The 24,563-nt window shown below is 58.8% G+C and carries 21 protein-coding genes and 1 tRNA gene; 5 read left to right on the plus strand and 17 right to left on the minus strand.

Translation table 11 applies throughout. From position 1 onward, the window contains the following. Positions 1-59: 59 nt before the first annotated feature. From ftsA to gltX, 17 genes are all read right to left on the minus strand, one after another. On the minus strand, positions 60-1,289 hold the full coding sequence (gene ftsA / locus ACEW8N_RS20045) for a cell division protein FtsA (protein WP_373501642.1): 1,230 nt from the start codon (positions 1,287-1,289) through the stop codon (positions 60-62). Position 1,290: 1 nt separating this feature from the next. After that, positions 1,291-2,109 (minus strand): cell division protein FtsQ/DivIB, encoded by an 819-nt coding sequence (locus ACEW8N_RS20050; protein WP_373501643.1) that lies wholly within the window; start codon positions 2,107-2,109, stop codon positions 1,291-1,293. A gap of 143 nt (positions 2,110-2,252) precedes the next feature. Continuing rightward, positions 2,253-3,638: a UDP-N-acetylmuramate--L-alanine ligase gene (gene murC, locus ACEW8N_RS20055; protein ID WP_373501644.1), complete on the minus strand. Its 1,386-nt coding sequence runs from the start codon at positions 3,636-3,638 to the stop codon at positions 2,253-2,255. Positions 3,639-3,654: 16 nt separating this feature from the next. Continuing rightward, entirely contained in the window at positions 3,655-4,785 is a 1,131-nt protein-coding gene (murG, locus tag ACEW8N_RS20060) for an undecaprenyldiphospho-muramoylpentapeptide beta-N-acetylglucosaminyltransferase (protein ID WP_373501645.1), read from the minus strand. After that, positions 4,778-5,911 (minus strand): putative lipid II flippase FtsW, encoded by a 1,134-nt coding sequence (gene ftsW, locus ACEW8N_RS20065; RefSeq protein ID WP_373501646.1) that lies wholly within the window; start codon positions 5,909-5,911, stop codon positions 4,778-4,780. The genes murG and ftsW overlap by 8 nt, the downstream gene beginning before the upstream one ends. 11 nt (positions 5,912-5,922) lie before the next feature. Continuing rightward, on the minus strand, positions 5,923-7,290 hold the full coding sequence (gene murD, locus ACEW8N_RS20070) for a UDP-N-acetylmuramoyl-L-alanine--D-glutamate ligase (RefSeq protein WP_373501647.1): 1,368 nt from the start codon (positions 7,288-7,290) through the stop codon (positions 5,923-5,925). Between the two features lie 6 nt (positions 7,291-7,296). Continuing rightward, positions 7,297-8,376, minus strand: coding sequence for a phospho-N-acetylmuramoyl-pentapeptide-transferase (gene mraY / locus ACEW8N_RS20075; RefSeq protein ID WP_373501648.1), 1,080 nt, complete (start codon positions 8,374-8,376; stop codon positions 7,297-7,299). A 22-nt stretch (positions 8,377-8,398) separates the two neighbouring features. Continuing rightward, positions 8,399-9,811, minus strand: coding sequence for a UDP-N-acetylmuramoyl-tripeptide--D-alanyl-D-alanine ligase (murF, locus tag ACEW8N_RS20080; RefSeq protein ID WP_373501649.1), 1,413 nt, complete (start codon positions 9,809-9,811; stop codon positions 8,399-8,401). After that, positions 9,808-11,343 carry a UDP-N-acetylmuramoyl-L-alanyl-D-glutamate--2,6-diaminopimelate ligase gene (locus ACEW8N_RS20085; protein ID WP_373501650.1) on the minus strand — a complete coding sequence of 512 codons (1,536 nt, stop codon included), beginning with the start codon at positions 11,341-11,343 and terminating at the stop codon, positions 9,808-9,810. The genes murF and ACEW8N_RS20085 overlap by 4 nt, the downstream gene beginning before the upstream one ends. Further along, entirely contained in the window at positions 11,344-13,077 is a 1,734-nt protein-coding gene (locus tag ACEW8N_RS20090) for a peptidoglycan D,D-transpeptidase FtsI family protein (protein WP_373501651.1), read from the minus strand. A 349-nt stretch (positions 13,078-13,426) separates the two neighbouring features. After that, positions 13,427-14,407 (minus strand): 16S rRNA (cytosine(1402)-N(4))-methyltransferase RsmH, encoded by a 981-nt coding sequence (gene rsmH / locus ACEW8N_RS20095; RefSeq protein WP_373501713.1) that lies wholly within the window; start codon positions 14,405-14,407, stop codon positions 13,427-13,429. Between the two features lie 190 nt (positions 14,408-14,597). Next, positions 14,598-15,017, minus strand: coding sequence for an HIT family protein (locus ACEW8N_RS20100; protein ID WP_373501652.1), 420 nt, complete (start codon positions 15,015-15,017; stop codon positions 14,598-14,600). A gap of 177 nt (positions 15,018-15,194) precedes the next feature. After that, entirely contained in the window at positions 15,195-15,467 is a 273-nt protein-coding gene (locus ACEW8N_RS20105) for an HU family DNA-binding protein (protein WP_373501653.1), read from the minus strand. A gap of 658 nt (positions 15,468-16,125) precedes the next feature. Further along, on the minus strand, positions 16,126-17,148 hold the full coding sequence (locus ACEW8N_RS20110; RefSeq protein ID WP_373501654.1) for a PilZ domain-containing protein: 1,023 nt from the start codon (positions 17,146-17,148) through the stop codon (positions 16,126-16,128). Between the two features lie 105 nt (positions 17,149-17,253). Continuing rightward, positions 17,254-17,727, minus strand: a complete 474-nt coding sequence (locus tag ACEW8N_RS20115) for a PilZ domain-containing protein (protein ID WP_373501655.1) — start codon at positions 17,725-17,727, stop codon at positions 17,254-17,256. Between the two features lie 562 nt (positions 17,728-18,289). After that, positions 18,290-18,363 (minus strand) — tRNA-Gln (locus ACEW8N_RS20120). 51 nt (positions 18,364-18,414) lie between these two features. Beyond that, positions 18,415-19,821: a glutamate--tRNA ligase gene (gene gltX / locus ACEW8N_RS20125; protein WP_373501656.1), complete on the minus strand. Its 1,407-nt coding sequence runs from the start codon at positions 19,819-19,821 to the stop codon at positions 18,415-18,417. Between the two features lie 428 nt (positions 19,822-20,249). Here gltX and rpmF point away from each other — a divergent pair, with 428 nt between their 5' ends. The 5 genes from rpmF (at position 20,250) to fabF (ending at position 24,489) form a co-directional block, all read left to right on the plus strand. After that, positions 20,250-20,432 carry a 50S ribosomal protein L32 gene (gene rpmF, locus ACEW8N_RS20130; protein WP_373501657.1) on the plus strand — a complete coding sequence of 61 codons (183 nt, stop codon included), beginning with the start codon at positions 20,250-20,252 and terminating at the stop codon, positions 20,430-20,432. Between the two features lie 19 nt (positions 20,433-20,451). Next, the gene (locus ACEW8N_RS20135) at positions 20,452-22,119 is read left to right on the plus strand and encodes an acyl-CoA dehydrogenase (protein ID WP_373501658.1); all 1,668 of its coding nucleotides are present in this window, start codon (positions 20,452-20,454) and stop codon (positions 22,117-22,119) included. Positions 22,120-22,121: 2 nt separating this feature from the next. Beyond that, the gene (fabG, locus tag ACEW8N_RS20140; RefSeq protein WP_373501659.1) at positions 22,122-22,868 is read left to right on the plus strand and encodes a 3-oxoacyl-[acyl-carrier-protein] reductase; all 747 of its coding nucleotides are present in this window, start codon (positions 22,122-22,124) and stop codon (positions 22,866-22,868) included. Positions 22,869-22,892: 24 nt separating this feature from the next. Further along, entirely contained in the window at positions 22,893-23,135 is a 243-nt protein-coding gene (gene acpP, locus ACEW8N_RS20145; RefSeq protein ID WP_373501660.1) for an acyl carrier protein, read from the plus strand. Between the two features lie 112 nt (positions 23,136-23,247). Next, positions 23,248-24,489, plus strand: coding sequence for a beta-ketoacyl-ACP synthase II (fabF, locus tag ACEW8N_RS20150; protein ID WP_373501661.1), 1,242 nt, complete (start codon positions 23,248-23,250; stop codon positions 24,487-24,489). The last annotated feature ends 74 nt before the right edge of the window (positions 24,490-24,563 follow it).

Below are 24,563 nucleotides of genomic sequence, written 5' to 3' on the forward strand. Positions count from 1 at the left end.
GACTCCCCCCTCTTGAGTATTGACTCCTGTTGATGAACTGAAACCTTACGGTGTTTGGATCAAATGATTTCTTTAAACCATTTCTTCATGCGCTGCATGACCCGGTTGAAGATATTGGCATCCCGGATCCTGAATTTATTGGCCCCCCGGTTTTTTGCCCCGAAAAGCACCAGCCCGACCCCCGTTGCATACATTGGGTTGTTGACGACATCGACCAGGCCACCGATATTCTTGGGTTTTCCAAGGCGGACCGGCAGGTCGAAGACGCTCTCCGCGATCTCCGCCATACCTTCCAGCATCGATGATCCGCCCGTCAGCACGATGCCGGAATTGATGTAATGCTCCACGCGGGCGCGGTAGATCTCCTGAAGAATAAGAGAAAAAATTTCTTCGGCACGGGGCTCCAGGATCTCGGCCAGGATCTGCTTGGATAATTTTCGCGGCCTTCGCCCCCCCATGCCCGCCACTTCGATGACATCCTCCCGCCGGATGCCGCGGGTGGAACAGGTCCCGTACTTCTTCTTGATCTTTTCGGCCTCGGCCAAGGGCGCCCTCAGTCCGATCGCGATATCGTTGGTCAGATTGTTTCCGCCCAGGGAGAGTACAAAGGTGTGCTTGATGTTCTTGCCTGAAAAGATGGCGAGATCCGTCGTTCCTCCCCCCATATCCAGAATGGCGCTTCCCAGCTCTTTTTCGTCCTCCGAAAGCACCGCCTCGCTGGAGGCGAGGGATTCCAGGACGATATCGCTGACATCGAGCCCCGCCCGGTTGGCACACTTGACGATATTGTGCGCGGAGGTGACGGCGCCCGTGACGATGTGGATTTTCGCCTCGAGGCGCGCCGCCGACATGCCCACCGGGTTCATGATGCCCACCTGGTCATCGACGATAAATTCCTGGGGAAGGACGTGGATGACCTCCCGATCCATGGGAATCGCCACCGCCCGCGCCGCATCGATCACCCGGTCCACGTCCTGCTGGGATATCTCCGCAGATCCCTTGATGGCGATGATTCCGCGACTGTTGAACCCGTTGATATGCCCGCCTGCGATCCCTGCATACACCGAAGATATTTCGCAGCCCGCCATCAGCTCGGCATCCTCGACCGCTTTCTTGATGGATTCCACGGTGGATTCGATATTGACGACGACCCCCTTCCTCAGACCGATCGAGGGATGGTTGCCGATGCCGATGATATTGATATCGTTTCCAGAAACCTCGCCCACCACTGCGCAAATTTTCGTTGTCCCGATGTCCAACCCGACGACAATATCTTCCTGGGTCTGCACCTCAAACCTCCTCTTTATCATCCTCGTTCAAATCATCTTCGTCCAAGGATTCAGTATGTATAGGGGCGATGACAATACGGTCCGGATTCGTCAGATTCACGGAATCGATCATTATTCCATTTTGCCGGTGTTTCAGGTAATTCAACAGGTCCTGAAGGCGTTCATACTTGACGGGATAGCCTTCGTACCCTAATTTTATCTCATTGATATTATATGTTTTCTCATTCGGAACGATCAAAAGGGTGACCCCCAGTTCCCTGTCCAGGAGAACCCGCTGGATCATCTCGTTCGGAATGACGCAATCGCTTGATTTTCCGGACGTTAACACATCCATCACCGTATTGAAAGGAATACTGTGCGAAATACCGGAAATTCCAAGATCTGAAAATTTGAGCCCTTCAACGACGGGAAGATGATCCGGTTCCGTCCCGTCCCATATCTTGAATATTTTTCCTTGAACATTCACGGTATATCTCCGGTCGATGTCGAAAACCGCCAGGGGCTGATGCTCCCTCACAGTGATGCCGACAGCCGAGGGGACCCGCCATTCGACCTGGGCATCTTCTATCCAGGGATGGGCCAGCAGCTGCTTCCGCACCGCGGACAGGTTGAGCTGGACCAGGTTGGTGCCCGGTTCAACGCCGGCCTGCAGGATGATCTCTTTCTCGGAGATCCGGCTGTTGCCGGTGACCAGGATCTGTTTTGTCTCGAAGTACCGCCACTCGGTCAGTTCCCTGTAGAGTATCAGAAAAAAAACACTCAACAAGAGGGTGATGAACAGACGCGTCAGGGTCCACCGGCTTTCTCTCGTGCTGTTCATGAATTCTTGCTGTCACCTTTCGTTCACCGTCATCGGGGTGGCTTCCCGCCGGTCCGGGTCGACATGGCGGTGCCATGGGCCGTTCGAGAAGGGATCTTGGGCGTCCGGGCGGCTGAAACCGGCCCGGGGTGCGCGATGCGGTTTCAGCCCGCCGAGGCCTTCCGCATATTTTTCAGGACCGTTTCGCCGATCCGCCAGACATCTCCCGCCCCCAAGGTCAGCAGCACGTCTCCGGGTGCAAGTATTTCCTCAAGTTTCGAGACGGCCCGGCCAGGCTCATCGCCCCAAAAAACATCCTTGTGACCGTGCATCCGGATCCCCTCATAGAGCGCCTTTGCGTCGATGCCCTCAATCGGCGATTCCCCCGCGCTGTAAATCGGAAGGACCATCAGGAGGTCGGACTGGTAGAATGCCCGGGTAAAATCACTGAAGAGCGCCTGGGTGCGGGTATACCGGTGGGGCTGAAACACCACGACCAGACGCCGTTCGGGCCATGCGTCCCGTGCCGCCTGGAGGGTTGCCCGGATCTCCGTGGGGTGGTGACCGTAATCGTCCACCACGGTGATGCCGCGGGCGTCGCCCTTGATTTCCATACGGCGCTGGACCCCCTCGATGCTTTCCAGGGCCGCCTTGATGACATCGAAGGGGATGTTGAGCTCGATTCCCACGGCGATGCTGGCCGTGGCGTTGAGCACGTTGTGGCGTCCGGGGAGGTTGAGGACGATCTCCCCCAGCGGACGGCCTGCATGATAGACGGAAAACCGGCTTTTCATCCCCGCGCAGACGACATTCCGGGCATGAAAATCCGCCTGGCTGCTCATGCCGTAGGTGGTGTATCGCTTCTTGATCCTCGGGATGATGTCCTGGACCGACTCGTTATCCAGACACAATACCGCAAGTCCGTAAAACGGGATGCGATCGATGAAATTCACGAAGCTGCTCTTGATGTCGTCGATACTGTCATAGAAATCAAGATGCTCGCGGTCGATATTGGTCACCACGGCGATGGTCGGGGTCATCTTGAGAAAAGAGCCGTCGCTCTCGTCGGCCTCGGCGACGATGAAATCTCCCCGCCCCATTCGGGCATTGGTGCCGATGCTCTTCAATTTCCCCCCGATGACCACGGTCGGGTCGAGTCCGCCCCCCGCCAGAACGGAGGAGATGATCGATGTCGTCGTGGTCTTTCCGTGGGCGCCGGCAACGGCGACGCTGTATTTAAGGCGCATCAGCTCCGCAAGCATCTCGGCGCGGGGAATCACGGGAATGGCGGCCTGAACGGCAGCCCGGACCTCCGGGTTCTGCTCGTTGACCGCCGAGGAGATGACCACCACGTCGGCCCCCTGGATCTGGTCCTCGGCATGGCCCTCATGGATGGTGCCGCCGAGGGTCTTGAGGCGGTCGGTAATGTCGGACATCCGCGTATCGGATCCCGATACCTTGTATCCAAGGTTCAGCAGAAGTTCGGCAATGCCGCTCATGCCGATGCCGCCGATGCCCACAAAATGAATATGGTATTTTTTTCGATACATATCTTTTTTCGCCTGGTTATCGTCCCGAGGGACCTCTTTTACCCGATCGGGTTAGCAGTTCATAGCAGTCGTCGACGATGTCCGCCGCCGCATTCGGCCGTCCCATCCGTCCGGCCCGGTCTTCCATCTCCTTCAACGCCTCAGGGTGCCCTGCCAGCCATCGGATCCGGTCCGCGAGGAGGGCGCCGTCAAGGTCTTTTTCCAGTATGATTTCAGCCGCACCTGCGGCAACGAGGGTTCGAGCGTTCAACTCCTGATGATTATCGGCGGCGTGGGGAAACGGAATGAAGATCGCGGGCTTTCCCACCGCGCTGATCTCCGCGACGGTGGTAGCCCCCGCCCGGCAGACGATGAGGTCTGCATTTCGATATTGCCCGGGCATATCGTCATAGAAATCGCTGACCTCTGCGGAAATGCCCCGTTCCGCATATGCGGCCCGGACCCACTCCTCGTCCTGGGGGCCCGTCTGGTGAACGACATGAAACGGACCGATGCCCCCCAGATGCTCCGCGGCATCCGCCATGGCCTGGTTGATGCCGTGAGCCCCCTGACTGCCGCCCAGAACCAGGAGGCTGAAAGAACGCTTCTTTTCGCCGTCCCGGGATCCGCCGGTGTCGGCGGCGGCTTCCAGGATCTCTTTTCGGACGGGATTTCCCGTCAGGATGACCGCTGCGCGCGTCCCCGGGAAGCGGGTGTCTTCAAACGACACGTAAATCCGATCCACCCAGCGCGCCAGAATGCGATTGGTGATGCCCGGAAGGATGTTCTGCTCCTGGAGGACGCATTTGATTCCGCACAGGCGCGCCGCCGCCACCACCGGCCCGGAGGAATAGCCGCCGACGCCGACCACCAGGTCTGGAGAAAACCCGCGGATCACCCCCAGGGCGCCCCGGATGCTTCCGGGGATTTTGAACACGGCCCGCAGCTTCGAGAAAATCCCCCTGCCCTTGATCCCCTCTGCGCGGATCCGCCGATGGGGAAAGCCGGCCCGGGCCAGGATATCCAGCTCCAGGGGCCTTCCGGTGCTGACAAACAGGACGCGGCTTTCGGGGTTCCGGGCCATGAACTCCCGGGCCACGGCAATCCCGGGGAACAGGTGGCCGCCGGTGCCGCCCCCGGCGATGATGATGCTGAGGGGCCTATCCATGTCTCTCCGCCGCGCCGATATTCATCAGCAGCCCGATGCACGCCATGTTCACCATGAGGGACGATCCGCCGTAGCTGAGCAATGGGAGTGTGAGCCCCTTGGTCGGCAGCAGCGCCAGGGCCACCCCCATGTTGATACAGACCTGCAGGCCCAGCGAGAAGGTCAGCCCCGCGGCCACAAGCGACGGGAAGACACCCCCGGCGCTGCGGGCGATCCCGATGCCCCGCCAGAGGATGACGCCGTAGCAGACGATCACCCCGAGAACCCCGATCAATCCCAGCTCTTCCCCGATCACGGAAAAGATAAAGTCGGTATGGGGCTCCGGAAGATAGAACAGCTTCTGATAGCCGCCGCCGACGCCGGTGCCCCAGATGCCGCCGGTGCCGAATGCCATGAGGGAATGGATGGCTTGATACCCCTCGTCGGACGCATACTGCCAAGGGTCCGCGAAACTCATGATCCGCTTCAACCGGTAGGCGGAGTTGATCAGAAAAAAATAGGCCCCGGGTGCAACGGCCAGAACGGACAGGGTGAGGTACCTCAACCGCACGCCCCCCATGAACATCACCGCCCATGCGATGACGCAGAGAATGGCCGCCGAACCGAAATCGGGCTGCAGCAGGATGAATCCGACGAAGATGCCCAGAATCATGATGTGGGGCATAAACCCGATGGTGAAGGTTTTCACCAGATCCCCTTTTTTTTCGATGGAATAGGCAAGGTAGGCCACCAGCGCCAAACGGGCCAGCTCCGACGGCTGAAAGGAAAAAGCCCCCAGGTAGAGCCAGCGGGTGGCCCCGCCGGCGGTGATCCCCAGCCCGGGGATCTGAACCGCCGCAAGCAGAAGGAGCGTGGCGAACAGCAGGGGGTAGACCCCTGCCCTGAGCAGCTTCTGCGGCAGATTGCGGAAGAAAATGAGCAGCAGGCATCCCCCCATGGAATACACCAACTGGCGCTTCAGGAAATAATATTCGTTGCCGAACTTCTTGAGGGCAAGGGCGGAGCTGGCGCTGTAGACCATCACGATACCGATGCCCACCAGAAAGAATACCGGAAGTGCCAGCCAGATGTCGTAAAAGCGGCCATCCTTCCATTCCCGTTCGGGCTGGGCTTTATATACCGGCAAGTACGACCGCATCATCCTTCCTCCGAGAGCTTCGCCACAGCCCGGCAAAACACCTCGCCCCGGTGGGCGTAGCTCCTGAACATGTCAAAACTCGCGCAGGCCGGGGAGAGGAGCACCACGTCGCCGGGCCCGGCCGATTCATGGGCGGTCCGGACCGCCGCCTCCATGGACGGGGCCTTCGACACGCGGCCCCCGCTGCAGTCTCCAAGCTCCCGGGCGATGACCTCCTTTGCCTCGCCGATCAAAACGAGGCGCTTGACGCGCTTCTTCACCGCGGCCCGGAGATCCCCATACCCCCCGCCTTTGTCGCGGCCGCCCATGATGAGCACCACCGGGCCGTCAAAGGCGTCCAGGGCCCGCACCACGGCATCCGTGTTCGTGCCCTTGGAGTCGTCGAAATACCGGACGCCTGCAACCGTCGCCACATACTCCAGGCGATGGGGCAGCCCTCGGAAGTCTTTCAGGGCGGCCTCGATGCCTTGTGCGTTTCCGCCGGCGGCAAGCGCCGCAAGCGCCGCGGCGGCGATATTCTCCATATTGTGCCGTCCGGTCAGTCGGGACGACGACAGGTCCATGACCATGGATTCTCTCCCGCCGATCCGCGCCGCCATCTCGCTCCCCGCGATGAAGATGCCGTCGTCTCCTTCCGAGCGGGGGTTGAAAAACCATTTTTTTGCGGTGATCCGGGGGGCCATTTGCACAATTGCGGGATCGCCGCCGTTGAGGACCGCGACATCCTCTGTCGACTGGTTCTCGAAGAGCCTTCCCTTGCTCCCGGCGTAGGCCGCGAAATCGTCGTACCGGTCCATGTGATCGGGCGTGATATTGAGGAGCACGCCCACATTCGGCCGGAAGGTGGCGATGGTATCCAGTTGAAAGCTGCTCACCTCCACCACCACCCGGTCCCGTCGGAGGCCCATGGCCGCGTATTCGATCAAGGGCGTCCCGATATTGCCGCCCACGAAGGCGCTGAGGCCCGAGGCTTCAAGCATCCGCCCGAGAAGGGTGGTCGTCGTGGTTTTTCCGTTGGTGCCGGTCACCGCCACGATGGGGTCTTCGATGAACCGGGAGGCCAGCTCGATCTCGCCCATGACCGGGATCCCCCTTTTCCGGGCCTCGACAATGGGCTCCAGGGTGTGGGGAACGCCCGGGCTGAGGACAATCAAATCGGCGTCCGCAAACAGCCCGGCGGAATGCCGCCCGAACTCCACCGCGATCCCCCGGCCTCGCAGATCCGCCGCCGCCGATGCCAGGGTCGATTCGTCGCCGCTGTCCGTGACGGTGACCCGCCCCCCCCGGTCGTTCAAAAACCGGGCGCACGCGACGCCGGACCGTCCCATGCCCATTACGATGACGCGTTTGTCGTTGAATCTCATCATGCCCGCCTACCTCAATTTCAACGTGCTCAGCGAAACCAGCGCCAGTGCGACCGATATGATCCAGAAGCGAACGATGACCTTGGGCTCGGGCCACCCCTTCAACTCGAAATGATGGTGAAGCGGGGCCATCCGGAAGATCCTGCGCCCTTTGGTGATCTTGAAGAATCCCACCTGAAAGATGACCGAGAGGGCCTCGATGACAAAGAGCCCCCCCACCAGAACCAGCATGATCTCCTGCTTGGTGATGACTGCCACGGTGCCGATCGCCGCGCCCAGGGACAGGGACCCGACATCCCCCATGAAGACCTGGGCGGGATAGGCGTTGAACCACAAAAATCCCAGCCCGGCCCCGGCGAGGATGCCGCAGAAAATGGAGATTTCACCGCTGCCCGGCACATAGTTGATCTGGAGGTATTCGGCAATCCGGACATGGCCGGTCACGTAGGCGAAGATCATATAGGTCACCGAAGCGACGATGACCGGGCCGATGGCCAGCCCGTCAAGGCCGTCGGTCAGGTTGACGGCGTTGGCGGTCCCGGTGATGACCAGGGCGGCAAACAAAATATAGCCCCACCCGAGATCCGGGGAGACCTTCTTGAAAAAAGGCAGGGTCAGGCGGGTGTCGAAAGCGGGATGCAGGTACAGCATGAAGCCCACCAGAAGCGCCACGGCGAACTGGAGCGCCAATTTCTGGCGGGCACTCAGGCCCTTGCTTCGTTTTTTCACCTGCATCAGATAGTCGTCCATGAAGCCGATGCCGCCGTTTCCGACGACGGCCAGCAGAATGACCCAGACATAAAAGTTGAGCAGATCCATCCAGAGCAGGATGGAGGAGACCACCGCCACAAGGATCAGGGTTCCGCCCATGGTCGGGGTTCCCGCCTTTTTCAGGTGGGTCTGGGGCCCGTCGTCCCGGATGTATTGCCCGACCTGCATCTCCCTCAGTTTTCGGATCATCCACGGCCCCAGGAAAAAGCAGATGAGAAAGGCCGTCAGACTCGCATAGATGGTGCGAAAGGTGATGTATCGGAAGACGTTGAAGGCCGCCAGGGTTGTGTGCAGGGGGTAGAGTAAATGGTAGAGCATTATCGATTCAGCCTATTCATGTTCAAGCGTCCGCCCAGTTTCTGAGGTCGTTCAAAACCGTTTCCATGGCCATTCCCCGGGAGCCTTTCACGAGCACCCAATCGCCCTCCGCGAGAAACCGTTTCAGGTCTTCCACCAGCAGGGCTTTCGCTCCCGAAACCATATCCGAGGTCCGTATGCCCTTTTTCAAGGCCCCATCCAGATAGGCCGAGGCAAATTCTCCGGTCGCACACAATCGGCTGACACCGGATTCGGCGGCCCACTCACCGACGGATCGATGCAGCGATTCCGCTGATTCTCCCAATTCGAACATATCCCCCAGGACAAGAATGCCGCGTCGCCCTCCCCTCATCGCCGCGAAGGCGTCGAAGGCCGCCCTCATGGAATGGGGATTGGCATTGTAGGTATCGTTGACGAAGGTGATCCTCTTCCGGGTTTCGATCACGCCCATCCTCCCGGCGACGGGCTGAAACCCCTCGATACCCCGGGCGATCTCTTCCGGCGGAATGCCGCCGACCCACCCGGCGGCGGCCGCGGCCAGGGCATTCATGACCATGAACCGGCCGGGGACCCTGAGGCGGACCGGGGCCTCGGCCCCCGGAAGCCGGAGGACAAACGAGACGCCTGCGGCCGTCGTTTCAAGGGAATGGGCGCTGATATCTGCCGGCTGGTCCAGGCCGAACCGGACCACGCGAAACGGCCGGTTTTCAGCCAGGCGAAGGCAGCGGGGGTCGTCGGCGTTCAGGATGGCCGTGGCGCCGGTACCCATCTCGTCCAGCAGTTCCCCCTTGGCCGCGGCGACCCCTTCCATGGAGCCTAAGTCTTTCAGGTGGGCGGGCCCGATATTGGTGATGATGCCGACATCCGGCCGGCAGATCCGGGCGAGCCTGCGGATCTCTCCGGCATGATTCATCCCCATCTCCAGCACCGCCCATTCGTGGGAGGGTTCCAGGCGGAAAAGGGTCAGCGGCAGTCCGATCTCATTGTTGAGGTTTCCCATGGTCGCCAGCACCCGGCGGCATCTTGCCATGACGGCAGCCGTCATGGCCCGCGTGGTGGTCTTTCCGTTGGACCCGGTGACGGCGATGACCCGGATGCCGGCCCTGGCCCGGTTGAAGGACGCGAGGGCGGCGAGGGCCGCCGTGGTGTCCGGAACGGCCGCGCAGAAAACACCGGTCTCGGCCCATTGTCGAACCGGCGTCCGGGGGATCATTTTCTCAGCGATGACAAAGCCCGAGACCCCTTTCTGCCGGACCTCCGCGACAAACTGATGGCCGTCGTGCCGCTCCCCCCGGATGGCCACGAACAGGTCGCCAGGAGCGACGGTCCTGGAATCGATGGATATCCCGGAAAAAGAACAGGCGCCTGTTCCACAGATGCGCCTTGCTCCTGTCGCCGCCAATAGTTGAGATTCCGTCCAGCCGATCGGGCTCATAGGCGTTTCAGAGCCTCCCTCACCTCAATCCGGTCGTCGAATTTCAGGGTTTCCCTCCCGATAATCTGGTAGGTTTCATGCCCCTTGCCGGCAACCAGGATCACATCACCCGGTTGGGATGCCTTCACGGCCAGCCGAATGGCCCGCCGGCGGTCGGGCTCCACCAGGAACCCCCTGCCGTTCAGCCCCATGGAGATCGCTTCGGGGTCATATTCCCGCGTGGCGACCTGCTTCACCCCCGGAAGCATCTCCCGGATGATCTCCATGGGGTCTTCGGTTCTGGGGTTGTCCGACGTCACCACGGCCAGATCGGCCAGGCGGCCGGCGATCTCGCCCATGATCGGCCGCTTCTTTCGATCCCGGTCTCCGCCGCACCCGAACACGCAGATAATCTTTTGTTTCGTCAGGGCCTTGACGGCCGCGAGAACATTCTCGAGTGCGTCGGGGGTATGGGCGTAATCGACGAAGACAAAGCGGCCCCGATCATTGGGGATCGATTCCAGCCGGCCCGGAACGGTGCGGAGCCCGGCAATCCCGGACTGGATCGCGGCAGGGGAAACGCCCACGGCCATGGCGGCTGCGGCGGCGCAGAGGATGTTTTCGGCGTTGTGTCTGCCGACCAGCGGGGACTGAAAGGAGAACCTGCCGTCGGGTGTTGACATTTCTCCGGATATCCCGTCGAGGCGGCATTCAATCCCGCTTGCCCATACGGCGTTGTCGGCGGAAAACCCGGCCGTGACCGCGCGGACACCCATGATATCGGCCAGTTCCCGTCCCTGGGAATTGTTCCGGTTGATCACGGCGACCGCGCGGCCGCCCTTGGGTCCTGCGGCGAGATGGCGGGTGAAGAGGCGCTTTTTGCACTCCCAATAGCGGGCCATATCTCCGTGGTAGTCCAGGTGGTCCTGGCTCAAATTCGTAAACACAGCCACATCCATCCAGCATCCGTCGATGCGGCCCAGGTCGATGGCATGGGAGGACGCCTCCATCACCACATGGGTAACGCCGGCATCGCGCATCCCCCCAAGAATCTGCTGAAGATCCAGGGATTCGGGCGTGGTGACGGGATTGCGGAAGTGCTTCCCGCCGTAATGATAGTCGATGGTTCCGATGACGCCGGTCGAAAAACCGGCGTGTTTCAGAATATTCTCGATGATCAGGCTGGTGGTGGTCTTGCCGTTGGTTCCGGTAATGCCGATCACCGTCATCCGACGTGACGGGTCGCCAAAAAATCGGCCGGCGACAAGCCCCATGGCCGCACGCGTATCCGCCACCTCCACAACGGCGGCATTCCGGTTTACGGGCTTCTGGACCATGACGGCCGAAGCGCCCCGGGCCAGGGCGTCATCGATGAAGTCGTGGCCGTCCGCCTTGAAACCGGGAACGGCGATGAACAGCCCTCCCGGACGGACATCCTGTGACCGGTAATGGATGGATTCGATCTCCGGGTCCGCCATGGGGCCGCCGAAGGCATCCAGGGGGCGGCGGTAATTCAGGATCGAGACGGCTTCGATCAAATGGGTGAGTTTCATCTATGGGTGCACTTCCCCCAAGGCGGCCGTAAGTCGCTCCACATCGTTTCGGGGCGGGATGTTCATGTAATCGAGGCTCTCCCGAACAATCTTCTTGAATGCCGGCGCAGCGACCGTTCCACCGTAATATTGGTTCTTGGGGTCGTCGAGTACGACGAGAACGGTCATGATCGGGGATTCCGCCGGCGCGAACCCCACAAAGGACGAAATGTAGGAGCCTCTTTCATAGCGGCCCTCCTTGTTGACCTTCCGGGCCGTTCCGGTTTTTCCGCAGACCGCATACCCTTCAATGTGGGCCGCGGTTCCGGTGCCGCCGGTTTCGACCACGGAGCGCATCATCTCCTTCATGATTTCAGATGTTTTTTCAGAGACGGCGCGCCTCACGACCTTGGGTTTGACTTCCTCAACGATGTTCCCCTTCTGGTCGGTGATGGCCTTTACGACGTAGGGCTTCATCAAGACGCCCTTGTTGGCGATGGCGGACACCGCAGCGGCCAGTTGTATGGCAGTGGCGGACATCCCATGGCCGAATGCGACGACGCCGGTGTGCACCTGCGACCATTTCTGATAGGGCGTCAAAGCGCCCGGGGCCTCGCCCGGACAATCGATGCCGGTGGGTTCGCCGAAGCCGAACCCCTTGAAGGTCTGGTGAAGGGGTTCGGCGCCGATCATTTCGCTAATTTTCATGGCGCCGATATTGCTGGAGAATTTAAGTATCTTTTGAACAGAAAGCCATCCGTATTCATGGGTATCGTGAATGGTGAATTTTCCGACCCTGTACTTTCCATTTTCACAATAGAATATGGTGGAGGGTGTACAGCCGCCATGCTCGATAGCGGCCGCCACGCTGAAGATCTTCATGGTCGACCCCGGTTCGAAGGTGTCTGTTATCGCCCGGTTTCGATAGGCGGACCGGTCAAACCGACCATAGGCATTCGGGTTGAAAAACGGGTAGTTCGCGATGGCGTAGACCGCTCCGGTCGATGGGTTCATCACCACCGCCATTCCCAGTTTCGCCTCGTGCTCCTTGACGGCCTCTTCCAAAGCTTTTTCGGTGATGTACTGGATGGTTTTATCCACGGTCAGGATGAGGTTTCTGGCGCTGGAATCAAGGGATTCTCCGTGCGCGCCGTCAAATTTTTTGCCCAGGGCGTCTTTCATCACCACAATTTTCTTGTCTTCGCCCTCAAGCTGAGCATCATAGTAAAACTCGACACCCTCCAGCCCGCGACCATCAAGACCCGTAAAACCGGTGATCTGGGCGGCAAGTGTGCTCTGAGGGTAATACCTGCTGTGCTCCGGAATGAAATCGATCCCCGCAATCGAATGCTCCCTGACGGCCTTGACCTCCCGGGGCGTGACCTTCCGCTTAACCCATTTGAAGCCGTTTCCGGCGGCCAGCTTGGCCTTGAAGGCTTTCGGGTTGAGGCCCAGGGTTTTTGAGAGCTTCGACGCCGCCTCATTCCTGTCTTTCATCTGTTTGGGGTAGGCACCAATGGAAACCGCATCGATACTCACCGCCAGTTCATGATGGTTCGTGTCGTAGATGCCCCCCCGCTTTTCGCGGACGGTCATGGTTTTTCGGATCTCCCTCTCCGCCTTTTCAGAAAGCTCGGGCCCCTGATAGACCTGTATATAAAACGCCTTGGCGATAATGGCCAGGAAAAGCACGATAAAAAGGCTTCCGACAATGGTGATGCGAAGCTTCACATAGTTTTTTTCAGTTGGCTTCATATATGGGGTATGTCTTTTTCTGATCCGGTGAGGGTGTGACCAACTCAAGTTTGCTCCTGGCAATTTTTGAAATTCGTCCAGGCGATCGAAGCCGCGCGATCTCGATCTTCAACCTGTTCTGAATCTCTAAGAGTTTCTGGTGGTTTTCCATCTCCCTGGAAATTTCATATCCGATGCGGACACATTGCATGCGACTCCACGTGTGGACCAGCATCTGGCAGATAAAAACAGTCAGAATCAACACCCAGAATATTACATTCCTGAAGGTATGCCCTTTGGCTGTTCCACCGAGCGCGCCATTTTCTATCATGACCCCATCGTCCCCAATCGGCTTTCGGAAAGCGCCATGCTATAATTTTTCCGCCGCTCGGAGGGTGGTGCTTCGCGACATGGGATTCCGATCGACCTCTCCGGCAGTCGGCCGGCATGCTTTTCGCGTCAGGACCTTCATGGTCTTTCTTCCCCCGCAGCAGCAGACGGGAATTCCCGGGGGGCAGCCGCATGCAGTTTCAAGGCGCCTCATCCGGTGCTTGACGATCCGGTCTTCCAGGGAATGAAAGGAGAGGACACACAGCCGTCCCCCGGGGGCAAGCAATCCGGGGGCCTGATCCATGAATGCCTCGATACTGTCGAGTTCGCGGTTGACGGCAATCCTGAGCGCCATGAAGACCCGCGTCGCCGGATGAATGCGGCGCCCCTCCCCGGATTTCGCCCCCGGCTTTTTTTTCGGCGCCGGGACCGCCCTGCGGACGATCTCTGCCAGGGACAGGCTGGATCGAACGGGGCAGCCCTTCCTCTCCGCCACGATGGCCCTGGCGATGCGCCCCGCCCATCTCTCTTCCCCGTACTCCCGGAAAATCCGCTTGAGCTCCCCCTCGGCCAGCGTGTTGACCATCAACTCCGCGGTCATCTCCGTATCGGTATTCATGCGCATGTCCAGCGGTTCATCCCTTGAAAAGCTGAACCCCCTGCCGCTGGCCTCGATGTGGTAGAGGGAAATGCCCAAATCCGCCAAAATGCCGTCGACGGACCGGATTCCGATGCTCTCGATCAACTCGGAAATCCGGGAAAAGTTGCCGTGGAGAAGGCGGACATTCGCAGGCCACGGCGCCAGGACCCTTTCTGCATGCCGGAGTGCATCCCGGTCCTGGTCGATGCCGATCAGCATGCCGTCCGGCAGGATGCGCTCCAGGATCGCACGAGAATGCCCGGCGCCCCCGACCGTGGCGTCGACGATCGTCTTTCCGGGCCGGCAATCCAGATAATGAAGAACCTCCTCGGGCATGACCGATACATGCCTGTATTTCAGAGAGATATCAGATGTAAGAATACCCGTTTCCTTTTCGCCGCCTCATGCCGCAGGCCCGCCGGCCGGCCACATGGGTCACCCTCCTGCCGGAAGCACGGGGCTTCACATATTCGCCCGCACGACACCTGATGGGGGAAATTACATTCATTTTTGAATAAGTGTCAAGGAAAAACAAAGGATTATATGGCTGTTATCCGCTCACCGCCCCGTTCTATTTGATCTCTGCGGAGATCTTCCGGGCGATGGTTTTGATTTCATCCATATTTCCAGGCGTTAACTCCCAATGGCTCATGGGAAGCGCCGGCGCCCCCTTCACGCGAGGCACCAGGTGAAGGTGATAGTGCATCACCACCTGGCCGACGGCGGCGCCGTTGAGCTGCAGGACTGCGATCCCCTCCGTGTCCAGGGCGCTCCTGAGGGCATGGGCAATGGCTTTGGAGGCGGCGTGAACCGCAGCAAGATCCTCCGATGCCATTTCCCAGATGTTTTCCGCGTGGACCTTGGGGATGACGAGCGCATGACCTTTCGAGATCGGATGGATGTCCATGAATGCGAAAACGCGCTCATCCTCGTAGATTCTCGTGCTGGGAATCTCTCCTCTGATGATCTTGCAGAAGATGCAGTCTTTCATCTGTTCCTCCTCGTGGTGAAAAAGCCCATCCGTCCATCCATCGGGTCGGGGCGGGTCGGGGCGGGTCGGGGCCGCCCGGTCGAAGCGATTCCGGCGGTGTTCTTGAAGGCTCGCCATAACGGCCTTGAGGGCGGATGGCGTTCGGCCGTTATGGCTGCCTGGCCTGTTCCGCTCAGCTTAGATGGATTCCTTCAGTTTTTTTCCGGGGGAAAATTTAACGACATTCCGGGCGGCGATCTTGATCGCCTTTCCTGTCTGGGGGTTTCGTCCGGTGCGGGCTTCTCGATGAACCTTGGAAAAGGTCCCGAAGCCAATCAGCACGACCTTTCCGTCCTTTTCCTTGAGGGCATCGGTGATGCCGTCTGTCAGGGCGCTGATCGCCTTGGCGGCCGCTGTTTTCGTAATCCCCGCATCCTCTGCAATCTTGTTGATCAGGTCTGTTCTTGTCATCTGTTTCTCCTTTTGCGCGAAAATTGAATGAAAATGGTCATCCCCTGTCCGCCGGAGCGAAAGACCGCACCTCCTCATTGCAGCATTTCGCATCCTTCTCGTTCGAACGATTCCATGGCAACGCCATTCGATCGGACCTGATTTTCGCGGCAGGCGAGTGACACTCAGGACGATCAATGCAGAATTGTCTTTTTCTTGTCAATGTAAAAATCTTGTTTTGCGGGGTTTTTCGAGGGCCTCACGAATTTTTTCGATCGATGGGACGCAGCAATACCCATGAATTCTCAAAAATCATCCTTCGCATCGCATTCAATTCTGGCGTGCCGGCATGACCGGTAGATGCCGCCGGCTTCAAAGAAATTCGACCCCGGGATAGGAGGGGAACCCATCGGGGTCGGGCGTTTTGCTTTGTTGAGCGGGAGGGATTTGCACCTTTTTTCCACTGCAGACGGGTGCGGCGGTCGGCTGGGCTGGCGATGCCTCAACACCTTGCGCACCGCATAGGAAAGCTCACCGATGGTGAATGGCTTCTGAATGAATCCGCTCGCCCCCTTCTGGAGAAGCTGCTCCGCGTACCCGCCTCAGGGCAGGGTGCGCAGCATCGAAGGCATGTCTGCGGCTGGACCGCTCAACATGCCGGGACGATTGCCCGATACCGTCAAAGCGGTTCTAGAATCGAAAGCTCCGAATCATCTGCGGCCTTATGACATCTCCTCTCCAGGGTCTCGATCACCTTTTTCTGCTGAAGGGTCAGGCTCTCAAAGCAGACGCCGATCCCTCTCTCATCGCGCCGTACCACCTGGCAATCGATGACCGCGGGGCGGTCGATTTCAGGCGTCGACAACGAGAGGCTGATTCTGTCGCCCAGTTGAATTGTTTGATCGGTCTCGATGTAGGCGCCCCCCAGACTGATATCGCGCAAAAAGCACTGGTAGGTCAAATCGCTGATGTCATAATCAACCGCCACAAGGAGATTATAGCGGTCATGCTTGCGGAGGTTGGACTGGAGGCACTTTTGTTCGTCAATCAGCCGGCTGCTTTCCATCATCAGCCCCATAAGGGGCGTCGTGATCTCGACCTCCTTTTCATCCTGGGCATAATCGATGTCGATGACGACGTGTTCCCAGCTCAAGATCGTGAGGGCCGCCGGCTCGCCGCGCAGATCCTCGACCTCGGCTGCGATGAGTTCGCCTTTGTGGATCCATAAAAACGCGATCCGGCCCTTGCCGCGGACCTGCAGCATGCATGTGCGGCCCTCGAGTTCGATCATCTGGAGAAACGAGGAGAGATTCACGCCCCGGACCTGCCCGCCATAGGAGATGCCCAGTTCGGTAAAAATCCTCTGGGTCAGGAGGCTGATGTCGAGTGCACGATCAAAATGCACCGCCGTCGGAATCTGCTTGATCTTGGCGCGAAGCATGGGCGAGGCATTGCTCGTCATGACGATCACACGGACGTCCGGATGCTGCTTCGCCAAAATAACAACCAGTTCAAAACCGTCAATTTTGGGGAGGCGAAGCCCGGTGATCACCACATGAACGGGTCGACTGGCGAGAATATCCAGGGCCGCCCTGCCGTTTTCCGCCGAAAGCACATTCAAGAACCCGCTCTGACTTTTCAATAGCCCCACAAGGGTATCGAGCATGAACGGATCGCTGTCCACTATCAGTACATTTTTCATCTGGCCAGGCCTCCTGATGCGGTAGTCGGATCAGGGTCATTTAGATCAGACACATAGGTTTGGGGATCACATTCAGAACTCAAAAAAGAACACGCCTCGCGCACCTTACAGCAGGTAAAATCCCAATTCCTTGTCATAGACGTTTTGGGGATCCATTGAATAAAACGCCGCGCCGACGGTTTCTCCGGTAATCAACTGAACCTTGACCTCCTTTCGGATCACCGTCTGGCTGTCGTTATCCAGTTTGAATTCAACCATCAGCAGATCTCCCACCTTGAACGGCGTGCGGCCGAAAACTTCAAACCCAAGCCCTTGCCGGGAGAGGTCTTTCACCACGATGGAAAAATCGCGCGACCCGCTTTTCAGGGAGCATTTCCCCGCCAATTTCACCTTCTTCCGGTAAAATTTTCTTCTCTCAAGAACGACCTTGAAGCTGTGTCCGCAGACGCATCGCGCCGTAAATCGAATGAAACGATCCAATTTTGAATATTGGCCGACATCCATCGATTTGACCAAATTACACTGGGGGCATTTGAATACCGCGGTCCGATCATCTTCCAGGAATGCCCTGTTCTCCATAAGTCCACCTAAGGCCCACTCATATCGCAATTATAGACGCCTTCCGCTTTTTCCTCTTCTTATCGTCATTACAGCAAACGGTCTTTTTTTACAAAAAAATAGTTCAATGCCGCAAGCGAATTATTGCTGAGCCGCCAGCGCGGGAAAAAAGGCGGCGCTATCGGCTGAAAAGCAACAAGCAGATTTCATTCGGCTTGAACGGTGCGGATGCAATGCTTGGTTTCCCGGAACTGCCGGCACGTTAATCATCGACACCATTCATATCCCCGAATGCCGCAGTGCGGAGCCTTCCCAGGGATGACCACCCAAGAGTCGCCGGCAGATTGGACGTTTCCCGCATGAGGTGATACCTTTCCAATTCCGATTCTTCAAAACAGGGGATAGCGTAGACAGAAAAGCGTCAACACTTCTTACCCCCCTGCCCTCCACAGAGTTGTTTTTATTTCCGGGAAAACAACACAATTATGGCGGCACCAGAGCACGAATAGGTAAAAAAACTGGGAGAAGATTTTTCCAACAAAAAAGGGCCACGGAGCAGTCTCCGCAACCCTTTGAATTTGTTTGGCTGAGGGACAAGGATTCGAACCTTGGTTAACGGGGCCAGAACCCGTCGTCCTACCACTAGACGATCCCTCATCAAAGATCAGGCTCTTTTATCCAAAAGCCTGAATTGTGTCAAGAAAAAAATTACTTTTTCCCCTCGATGATCCTGACGGCCGCATCAAGCCGTTTGAGCACGGCTTCCTTGCCCAGGATCTCGATGATCTCGAAGATGCCCGGGCTCGCGGTTCTTCCCGTCAGCGCTACGCGGACGGGCTGGGCAATCTTCCCCAGCTTGAGCCCCGTGAGTTCCATGACCTTCAGGAACGCCCCCTCCAGGGCCTTTTCGGAAAAATCCTCCAGGGCCTCCAGTTCGTGAATCAATTGCCGCATGGGCGCCGCGGCATCCGGGGTGAAGGTCTTCTTCAGCGCGGCTTCGTCGTAAGCAATGGCGTCCTGGTAATAAAAAAGGGCGGATTCCGCCATCTCCACGAGGGTTTTGCTCCGGGCGTTCAGGGTTTGGATGACCTTGACAAGGTAGGCGGCGTCATCCGCCTGAACCCCCTTCTCCTGCAGAAAAGGCATCAGGTGAGGGATCAGCCTTTCCGGCGGCGCGGCCTTGATGTGATCGGCGTTGAGGGCCGTCAGTTTTTCCGGGTCGAACACGCCGGCCGACTTGCCGATGTTCTCCAGGTTGAATTTTTCAACCAGCTCGTTCCGCGTAAAAAACTCCTGATCTCCGTAAGACCAGCCCAGCCGCACAAGGTAGTTGATGAACGCATCGGGCAAAAACCCCATTCGCTTGTATTCCGTCACCGACATGGCGCCATGGCGTTTGCTCAGCCGGGTTTTATCCTTTCCCAGCACCATGGGCACATGGGCGAACACCGGCAGTTCGGCCCCCAGCGCCTTGTACAGGAGAATCTGCTTGGGGGTGTTGCTGACATGGTCATCCCCGCGGATGATGGTGTTGATCCCCATGGTGATGTCGTCGACCACCACGACAAAATTATAGGTGGGGGTGCCGTCGCTCCGGGCGATGACAAAGTCGTCCAGGTCGGCATTCTGGAAAACGATGTTGCCCTTGACCCTGTCTTCGATGACGGTCGTTCCGGTCAAGGGCGCCTTGAATCGGATCGCAGTTCCCTCTCCACCGGGCAGACCCTTCTCCCTGCAGGTGCCGTCATACTTGGCCTTTCCGCCGGCCGCGAGCCCCTTCTGACGCATCTCCTCGACCTTCTCCGGAGGGCAGTCACAGTGGTAGGCATGGCCCGAGGCGACGAGGGTCGCGACGTATTCCTTATATATGTCAAACCGCTCCGACTGGAAATACGGCCCTTCGTCCCAGTCTATCCCGAGCCATGCCATGGCCTCGAAGATGGCGTCCACCGATTCCCGGGTCGACCGCTTCAGGTCGGTATCCTCGATCCTGAGGACGAATCTGCCCCCGCTGCGCCGCGCATAGAGCCAATTGAAAAGCGCGGTCCGGGCGCCGCCCACGTGGAGATATCCCGTCGGGCTCGGCGGAAACCGCGTGACGATTTCTTTCTTCATAATTCTCCTGATGTCCGCCCGCCGCTTTGGGGGCTGTATTGACTTAAGATATGGGATGTAGCATTAGTAATTAGTCATCGAACCGTTCCCACGGGCTTTCCCCATGGGTTTCCACTGCCGGCCCCCTGCAGGCCGCCGTGTTCCATCCAAACGGCCCCGAACGGGGCCATGGTGAACCCCGCGCGTCATTCAGTGGTTTTGAGCAACGGATTTACGGGGAATTGCCGGAGCCCTGCCGTAAAATTCCGGCAGGGATTATTCCCGGATCGACTCCATAGCATATCAAAAACCATAGCACAAGAGCGCGCCCAAAAAATATCATGAAAATTCTTGACATTCATCGCTATTTCAATTACTAGAGGCAGGATTCTGATTAGCGTCAAGATTTCAGAATAACAAAATAATAAAAGCATGTTAGGAGATTACTAATGGCTGTACCCAAGCGAAAAACATCCAAATCAAAACGGGATAAACGACGGACACACGACAGCATCAGCGGCCCCGAGGTGATGAAATGCCCCCAATGCGGCGAAGCAAAACTGCCCCATCATGCCTGCCTCGAATGCGGCGATTATAAAGGACGGAGCGTCCTGGATAAAAAAGAGGATTAAATAAGAGGGTAGTTGACCCATGTCTTTTAAGAAGACCCCGGAAGCCGCCGACCTTGTCGGTCTGGACGAGGAATCCCGACAGATGGTCGTGGAGACCGTTCAGCAGCTCAGAAAGCGGCTCCTGACCAAAGAAAGAGTGCTTGAGTTCGACAAAAAGGAGATTTTTCCGGATGAGGTGATCCGGGAAATGCTGGGCCCCGATATCGGCCTCCAGCTCCTTTTTATCCCCGAGGAATATGGCGGCATGGGCGGCGGCGCCCGGGACTGCCACGCCGTCATCAGCGAAATGTGCAAGATATGCCTGGGCGTCGGCACAGGATTCTTCGCCGTCCAACTGGGGGCCGACCCGATCCTGGTCGGCGCCACCCATGAGCAGAAGGAAAAATGGCTGGGGGCCATCGCCGCGGGCAACACCCTGGTGGCCTACGCCGTGACCGAACCCAACGCCGGCAGCAATCTCGCCGCCCTCAAGACCAAGGCGGATCCGGTGATGGGGGAAGACGGGAAGATCACCGGCTACATCATCAACGGCAGCAAGCAGTTTATCTCCACCGGGGGCTACGCGGATTTCATCACCGTGTTGGCCGACACGCCGGAAGGCCCCAGCTTTTTCGTCGTCGAAAAGGGGACAAAGGGCTATGTTCAGGGCAAGGGGGAGGAAAAGCACGGCATACGGGCCTCCAACACCTCTCCGCTATCGTTCACGGACGTTTTCGTGCCCGTAGAAAACCTGATCGGCGGCGTCACCGGCCAGGGTTTGAAGCAGGCCAACATGGTGTTCGGCTACACGCGCCTGATGGTGGCCTCCATGGCGATCGGCGCGGCCCGAGCGGCCATGGATATCGCCATCCCCTACGCTAAGGAGCGGATCCAGTTCGGCTCCCCCCTCTCGGAGAAACAGGGGTACACCCACAAGCTGATCGTCCCCCATGCCGTGCGCCTTGCGGCGGCAGAGGCCTACATCGAAGAGACGGCGATCCGCCTGGACGCCGGCGAGAGCGATCTTCAGGTGGAGGGCTCCATCGGGAAGCTGTTCACCACCGAGGCGGCAAACCTGGCGGCCGACAGCTGCATGCAGGCCCTGGGCGGATACGGTTACATCGCCGAGTATGAAGTTGAAAAGATCAAGCGGGACGTAAGGATCACCACCATCTACGAAGGCACCAGCGAGATCCAGCAGAGCATCATCAGCACCTTCCGGTGGAAAACGAGCCGGAAAACCAAGGGGGCCTTCTACCAGGACATCGCGTCGGACATGGACGCGCTCCATGAGCGGGTCGGGGATGCAGGGTGCCGCTTCTACGGCAGTTCCGCCCGAGTCCTCAACGCGCTGATCGACTGCGTGCACGACAACCGCCTGACCAAGCAGCAGATGATCATGTTTTTGCTGGCGGACATGATGACCTATGTGGAGGTCGGCGCCGCCATGGGGCGAAAAACGGTCCGACTCGCCGAGGCGGGCGACCCCGGGGCCGACGACTCCAAGGCGATGTCCCGAGTTTTCGCGGCCGAGGTTTCGGAATTGATCACCCGGAACTCCCTCCGGATCCTGACCGGAACGGGAGTGCTTGCGCCGGAGGCGGTCGGCGCCTTTGCCGCGTCCACGGGCCTGGATGACCTGGCCCAGAGCTGCCGCAACACCATCGGGGATATGGACCGGGTTGCGGACAATCTGTTCGGGAGGTAACCATGTCGGAGCATTCCCATAAAACCATCGTCGTCACCGGCGGGTCCAAAGGCATCGGCCGGGCCGTCTGCGAGGCATTCTCCGCGCCCGGCGCAAGGATATTCTTCAACTATGCAACGGATGCGGCCGGAGCGGCGGAAACGGAGCGGCGCATTACGGCGGCCGGCGGGACCGGCAAAGGCGTCCAGGTGGACGTCTCGTCCGAAGACGAGGTCAAGGCATTTCTGGACGGCGTGATCAAAGAAACCGGGGGCCTGGATGTTCTGGTGAACAACGCGGGCATCACCCGCGACGGCCTGATCGTCCGCATGAAAACATCCGACTGGGATGCCGTCATGGACGTCAACCTGAAGGGGGCGTTCCAGGCGTCCAAAATCGCGGCCAAGGCCATGCTCAAGCAGCGGAGCGGGAGGATCATCAACATCTCTTCCGTGGTCGGGGCTTCGGGAAATCCCGGGCAGGCCAATTACGTCGCCGCCAAGGCGGGCCTGATCGGCCTGACCAAGGCCCTTGCCAAGGAACTGGCGTCGCGGGGCATCACCGTGAACGCGGTGGCGCCCGGCTACATCGAAACCGATATGACCGCCGCCATGACGGACGCCCAGCGGGAGGCCATGATCGCCCAGATTCCCCTGGGACGCCCCGGGACCTCCCGGGAAATCGCGGCGGCCGTCCGTTTCCTGGCATCCGAGGAAGCAGCCTACATCACGGGGCATGTGCTCCACGTGAACGGCGGAATGTATATGTAAGCAAACGAAAACAGGAGAGAAATTATGGCCGATATCGATAAGATTCAAGAAAAAGTCAGAAAGATCATTGCAGAAAAACTGAGCGTGGATGTTGCGGAGATTGTGCCCGAAGCCTCCTTTGTGGACGATCTGGGCGCCGACTCCCTGGATCTGGTGGAGCTGATCATGTCCATGGAGGAAGAGTTCGATATTGAAATCTCGGACGATGACTCCGAAAAGATGGTGAAGGTTCAGGACGCCTTCGACTACATCGCAAAGAATTCCTGATACCGTATCCGTATCGGCATTCCAGAATTGACCCGTTCGGGTTTCAGGCGGCATGGGTTTTCGATGTCTGGAGCCTGAACGATGCTTATTGTTTTCGGAAAGGGAGGACCTCTTGAACAGGCGGGTCGTTATCACAGGATTGGGACTGGTAACACCGGTGGGGATCGGTGTGGACGCATCATGGGCTGCACTGTGCGCCGGGAAATCGGGTGTCGGCGAAATCACGCGGTTCGATGCATCCGACTACACCACAAAAATCGCCGCTGAAGTGAAAGGCTTCAACCCCGAGGACTTCGTTCCCAAGAAGGACGCCAAACGGAATCAGCTCTTCATCTCTTACGCCCTTGCCGCATCCCGCATGGCCGTGGAAGACGCCGGGCTGACCATCGACGAAAAAAACGGCGCCCGGGTGGGGGTCATCACCGGCTGCGGGCTGGGGGGTCTTGCGACCCTGGAAGAGCATACGATGATCATCAACACCCGCGGCCCGAAACGGGTGAGCCCCTTCTTCATCCCCATGATGATCGGAAACATGGCCGCCGGAATGATCTCCATCCAGTTCGGGGCCAGGGGTCCGAACCTCTCCATCGCCACGGCCTGCGCCGCCGGGACCCATGCGGTGGGCGAAGCCTACAAGAACATTCAACGGGGATTTTCCGACGCGGTGATCACCGGCGGCATGGAGTCCGTGATCACGCCGACCTGCGTGGCCGGGTTCGGCGCCATGAAGGCCCTGTCCACGCGGAATGACGATCCCCTGAAGGCATCCCGTCCGTTTGACAAGGACCGGGACGGCTTTGTGGTGGGGGAAGGCTCCGGCATCCTCATCATCGAGGCGCTCGAGTACGCTCTGGAACGCGGGGCCAGAATCTACGGCGAAATCCTGGGCTACGGGATGAGCGGGGACGGCTACCACATGACCTCTCCTCCGCCCGACGCGGAGGGCGCGGTCCGCTGCATGGAAGCCGCCATCTCCGATGCGGGCATCTCCTGCGACCGGATCGACTACATCAACGCCCACGGCACCTCGACGCCCCTGAACGACCTTTACGAAACCCGGGCCATCAAGACGGTGTTCAAAGAATACGCCAATTCGGTTCCCATCAGCTCGACCAAATCCATGACCGGGCATCTCCTGGGGGCTGCAGGCGGCGTCGAGACCGTGTTCACAACCCTGGCCGCCTACCACGACATCATTCCGCCCACCATCAATTTCGAAAGCGGAGACGAGGAGTGCGACCTCGATTACGTGCCCAATGTCGCCCGAAACACCAAGGTAGACATCGCCATGAGCAACTCCTTTGGATTCGGCGGCACCAACGCGACCATCATCGTGGGGAAATACAAACCCTGACGTCCGGCTGCGGCGGAACAACATGATCGTTCCAGAAGAGCATCCCTGCCCGGGGGATGCTCTTTTTTTTCAGC

Origin of the sequence: Desulfococcus sp. (assembly GCF_041737845.1) — a bacterium.
Classification (GTDB): Bacteria; Desulfobacterota; Desulfobacteria; order Desulfobacterales; family Desulfococcaceae; genus Desulfococcus.

Coding starts and splice junctions, on each gene's coding strand:
- murF (WP_373501649.1), bottom strand. CDS start 9,811: ATGAGCCCGATCGGCTGGACGGAATCTCAACTATTGGCGGCGACAGGA.
- ACEW8N_RS20050 (WP_373501643.1), bottom strand. CDS start 2,109: ATGAACAGCACGAGAGAAAGCCGGTGGACCCTGACGCGTCTGTTCATC.
- acpP (WP_373501660.1), top strand. CDS start 22,893: ATGGCCGATATCGATAAGATTCAAGAAAAAGTCAGAAAGATCATTGCA.
- rpmF (WP_373501657.1), top strand. CDS start 20,250: ATGGCTGTACCCAAGCGAAAAACATCCAAATCAAAACGGGATAAACGA.
- murD (WP_373501647.1), bottom strand. CDS start 7,290: ATGATGAGATTCAACGACAAACGCGTCATCGTAATGGGCATGGGACGG.
- gltX (WP_373501656.1), bottom strand. CDS start 19,821: ATGAAGAAAGAAATCGTCACGCGGTTTCCGCCGAGCCCGACGGGATAT.
- ACEW8N_RS20100 (WP_373501652.1), bottom strand. CDS start 15,017: ATGAAAGACTGCATCTTCTGCAAGATCATCAGAGGAGAGATTCCCAGC.
- ACEW8N_RS20105 (WP_373501653.1), bottom strand. CDS start 15,467: ATGACAAGAACAGACCTGATCAACAAGATTGCAGAGGATGCGGGGATT.
- mraY (WP_373501648.1), bottom strand. CDS start 8,376: ATGCTCTACCATTTACTCTACCCCCTGCACACAACCCTGGCGGCCTTC.
- ACEW8N_RS20090 (WP_373501651.1), bottom strand. CDS start 13,077: ATGAAGCCAACTGAAAAAAACTATGTGAAGCTTCGCATCACCATTGTC.
- ACEW8N_RS20135 (WP_373501658.1), top strand. CDS start 20,452: ATGTCTTTTAAGAAGACCCCGGAAGCCGCCGACCTTGTCGGTCTGGAC.
- murG (WP_373501645.1), bottom strand. CDS start 4,785: ATGGATAGGCCCCTCAGCATCATCATCGCCGGGGGCGGCACCGGCGGC.
- ACEW8N_RS20085 (WP_373501650.1), bottom strand. CDS start 11,343: ATGAAACTCACCCATTTGATCGAAGCCGTCTCGATCCTGAATTACCGC.
- fabG (WP_373501659.1), top strand. CDS start 22,122: ATGTCGGAGCATTCCCATAAAACCATCGTCGTCACCGGCGGGTCCAAA.
- ACEW8N_RS20110 (WP_373501654.1), bottom strand. CDS start 17,148: ATGAAAAATGTACTGATAGTGGACAGCGATCCGTTCATGCTCGATACC.
- murC (WP_373501644.1), bottom strand. CDS start 3,638: ATGTATCGAAAAAAATACCATATTCATTTTGTGGGCATCGGCGGCATC.
- ACEW8N_RS20115 (WP_373501655.1), bottom strand. CDS start 17,727: ATGGAGAACAGGGCATTCCTGGAAGATGATCGGACCGCGGTATTCAAA.